Source organism: Vibrio genomosp. F10 str. ZF-129 (assembly GCF_000287055.2).
Lineage (GTDB): Bacteria > Pseudomonadota > Gammaproteobacteria > Enterobacterales > Vibrionaceae > Vibrio.
The window spans coordinates 1-256 of the sequence record NZ_AJYQ02000053.1 but is presented as its reverse complement, the minus strand read 5'-3'; the positions used below and the strand labels follow the sequence as shown (position 1 = coordinate 256).

At 46.1% G+C, this 256-nt stretch carries 1 tRNA gene; it reads left to right on the top strand.

Annotated elements, in window-relative coordinates:
• Positions 1–83 precede the first annotated feature (83 nt).
• Positions 84–168, top strand: a tRNA-Leu gene (locus A1QO_RS06220).
• The last annotated feature ends 88 nt before the right edge of the window (positions 169–256 follow it).

The following is a 256-nucleotide window of genomic DNA, read 5'->3' as shown; positions in this document are numbered from 1 at the left end:
CGCAGGTTCAAATCCCGCAGTAGCCACCATTTCCTAAACGCTTGTTTGTGCTTGTTGCATTGAGAGCTTTTAGGAAATAAAATGCGGACGTGGCGGAATTGGTAGACGCACCAGATTTAGGTTCTGGCGCCGTAAGGTGTGAGAGTTCAAGTCTCTCCGTCCGCACCATGATTTCTTTGGCAACAAAGAACGATGTTGTTCTTACATTGATAAGAATTGATATCATTGTTGGGCTATCGCCAAGCGGTAAGGCACT